At 60.2% G+C, this 3,102-nt stretch carries 4 protein-coding genes; all 4 read left to right on the top strand.

The features are described 5' to 3' along the window. Window positions 1-478 (top strand): molybdopterin dinucleotide binding domain-containing protein (locus HMPREF0178_RS13670; RefSeq protein ID WP_009368630.1); only part of this gene is annotated, 478 nt, incomplete at its 5' end. Between the two features lie 464 nt (window positions 479-942). Next, window positions 943-1,647, top strand: a complete 705-nt coding sequence (locus tag HMPREF0178_RS13665; protein WP_009368629.1) for a 4Fe-4S dicluster domain-containing protein — start codon at window positions 943-945, stop codon at window positions 1,645-1,647. A gap of 24 nt (window positions 1,648-1,671) precedes the next feature. Then, window positions 1,672-2,151 (top strand): cytochrome c3 family protein, encoded by a 480-nt coding sequence (locus HMPREF0178_RS13660; protein ID WP_009368628.1) that lies wholly within the window; start codon window positions 1,672-1,674, stop codon window positions 2,149-2,151. A 328-nt stretch (window positions 2,152-2,479) separates the two neighbouring features. Next, complete coding sequence (locus HMPREF0178_RS13655) at window positions 2,480-3,079, top strand: molybdenum cofactor guanylyltransferase (RefSeq protein WP_009368627.1); 600 nt, start codon at window positions 2,480-2,482, stop codon at window positions 3,077-3,079. The last annotated feature ends 23 nt before the right edge of the window (window positions 3,080-3,102 follow it).

Genomic DNA, 3,102 nt, shown 5'->3' with positions numbered 1-3,102 from the left:
GCAGCGCAGCAACCCCGTGGCGTTCAAGGCCATCGGCGAAGTGCTGGCCGTGGCTGACGAGCGCTTCCCGTTCATCGGTACGACCTACCGCGTCACCGAGCACTGGCAGACGGGCCTCATGACCCGCCGCTGCTCGTGGCTGGTGGAAGCCGAGCCGCAGGTCTTCGCGGAGCTTGATTCGGAGCTTGCCAAGGAACGCGGCATCGGCAACGGCGACGTGGTGCGCGTCAGCAGCGCCCGCGGCAACCTGCTTGCCAAGGCCATCGTGACCAACCGCTTCCAGCCCATGAACGCCAACGGCAAGACCGTGCACATGATCGGCCTTCCCTGGCATTTCGGCTGGCTGGTGCCCAAGCGCGGCGGCGACAGCGCGAACCTTCTCACCGCCGCCGTGGGCGACCCCAACTCCGCCATACCGGAATCCAAGGCCTTCATGGTCAACATCGAAAAGATGCCTGATCAGGATTTGCCGGAGTAGTCTTGAGGAGGGATTAGGAAACCGGGGGAGGGAACTTTTTGTAAAAAGCCCCCTCCCCCGGACCTGCCAGAGCGGCTCGCTCCCCTCCCGCAAAAACTTTGACTGGTGGGGAGGCAGCGCGACGGGAGTTCCGTTGACTGGACGGCTGAAAGGCAAAGGTTCCCTAGTAAATCTCCCTCCGGGCAACCGAAAAAATGTTCGTGGCGAAAATTTTGCCGGGCGGAAAAGCCATTATCCTTTGCAACGGCCCTTCCACCACGTAACAAGAAAACAGCGGCTCCGGGAAACTTCCACCAAGGGAAACCCGCCGGGCCGCCCCAAACGCCGCCCGCCCCGTTTATAAAAGTCTTAGGAGGGGAAAGGGGGAGGTTTGGGGGAGGAAGGGGAAGCCCTTCTTCAGAAGGCTTCCCCTTCCTCCCCCAAGTTCACCGCTCCCGCCCCTCCACCCGATAAAGGAGTCCATCATGGCGAAAGCCTTTTTTGTCGACCTGACGCGCTGCACGGGCTGCCGAGGCTGCCAAATCGCGTGCAAGCAGTGGAAGAACCTGCCCGCCGAGGAAACGACGAACCGCGGCGGACACACGAACCCGCCGGACCTGTCCAGCGTGACCTACAAAACCGTGCACATGCGCGAAGTGGGCAAGGGAAAGGACTTCAGGATGTTGTTCTTCCCTGAACAATGCCGCCATTGCGAACTGGCCCCGTGCATGACCGCTTCGACCATCGACGGCGCCATCGTGCAGGACGAGAAGACGGGCGCGGTGCTGTTCACGCCCCTGACCGCCCAGCTTGACGGCCAGGCCGTGCGCGAAGCCTGCCCCTATGATATCCCGCGTGTTGACCCGCAAACAAAGCAGATCCACAAGTGCGACTTCTGCAACGACCGGGTGCATCAGGGTATGCTCCCCGCGTGCGTCCTGTCCTGTCCCACCGGGTGCATGAATTTCGGCGAACGGGAAGATATGGAAAACCTCGCCGAGCAGCGGCTTGCGGAAGTTAAAGAACGTTTTCCCAATGCCGTATTGGGTGACAACGGCATCGTACACGTGATATACTTGTACGCGGAAGATCCCAATCTGTACCACAAGTTCGCCGTATTCGCTCAGAACGACGCCAACCCGATGACGCGCCGCCAGCTTTTTGCGAAACTGCGCCGACCTGTGGCTTAGTCCTCAGCATCCGGAGTTGTAAACGTGAGAAAGGAACTCTTGACCCTTGCCGTGGCCTGTCTCCTGTGTGTCCCCGCTTTCGCCGCCGATGACGAAGAACCCAAAGGCGTCAGCGACATCAAGGAGGTCGGCAAAGTTATCCGCAATCCCATCACCATTGAGGCGACCGGCGGAAACCAGAAGATGGATGTCGTGTTCAACCACTCGTCGCACCGGCGCGTCCGTTGCCAGACCTGTCACCACGCGCTGCCTTCGGACATCGACGCCAAGTACGTCTCCTGCGGCGCGAGCGAGGAATGCCACTCCGTGCCCCGTGGCGACGACGGCGTTGCCCCGAGCCTTTTCAAGGCGTTCCACGCCAAGGACAGCGATCATTCCTGCTACGGTTGCCATATCAAAAAGCGTAAGCAGTACACAGGGTTCCAAAAGGGTTGCTTGCCCTGCCACGAAAAGGCCCAGAAGGATCCCAAGGTTCCGGCCGTTGCTGAAAAAACGTTGAACTAACCCCCCGCCATAGCGGATTCCCGTCTATGGAACAAGGCGGCTTTCCACAAAGGAAAGTCGCCTTGTTTCGGAAAAGGCCGGTGTATCCGCTCTCAAGATCCTTTGCTCCGTCCGCCGACATTTGCCGATTTCCATCTCCGCAACGGATTCCGCCTCTTGCCCAAAGAAACTTTTCTGGAAAAAATACTTGGCCAGCCCCTGTCTGTTCCCTTTGTCACGAGCACGCCCTTTTTTCCGCAACCGTTTTGCCTCCAGCCGAGAATATGATACAAAGAGCCAGACATCAGCGCATTCCCATCCCCTTGAGGGGTACCGCCTGGGAGGCATCGTGTACGGAATAGTCATGGCGGGTGGCCTGTCGTCCCGCATGGGGCGGAACAAGCTTCGTCTCTCGATTCACGGCGACGGCAAGGACATGCTTGAGCGTACGGTGGAGCTGCTCGGCGGCTTCACGGACGATGTGTTCGTCTCCTGCCGCGCGCCCGAAGACGCCGCCCCCTTCAAGGCCATTCCCGACGAGGTGGATCGTCAGGGGCCGTTCGGCGGGGTCTATTCGGCACTGCGCCGCCTGCAAAAGCCCGTATTGGTCCTCTCCTGCGATCTGCCGTTCATGGACGGCCCGACGCTTCGCCGCCTGCTCGATGCTCGGGAAGCCCGTTTGCCCGGCACCATCATGACCACGTATCAGCAAGAGGAAACGGGATTCATCGAAGCGCTGGTAGCGGTGTACGAGCCCGCGTGTCTGCCCTGGTTCGATGCCGCGTGGGAACAGGGTATCCGCAAGTTCAGCGTGGTCATCCCCGAAGAGCTGCGCACCCATGTCCCCTACTCGCGCTCGGAAGCCTTGCCCTTTTTCAACATCAACTATCCCGCCGACTTTGAAATCGCCCGCCGCCTCGCGGAGCTGATGAGGAGGGACGGGATGTAGAGACGGGAAGGAAGAGAAGACTT

Origin of the sequence: Bilophila sp. 4_1_30, assembly GCF_000224655.1 — a bacterium.
In the GTDB taxonomy this organism is placed as follows: domain Bacteria; phylum Desulfobacterota; class Desulfovibrionia; order Desulfovibrionales; family Desulfovibrionaceae; genus Bilophila; species Bilophila wadsworthia.
This window is presented reverse-complemented; position numbering and strand designations above follow the sequence as displayed.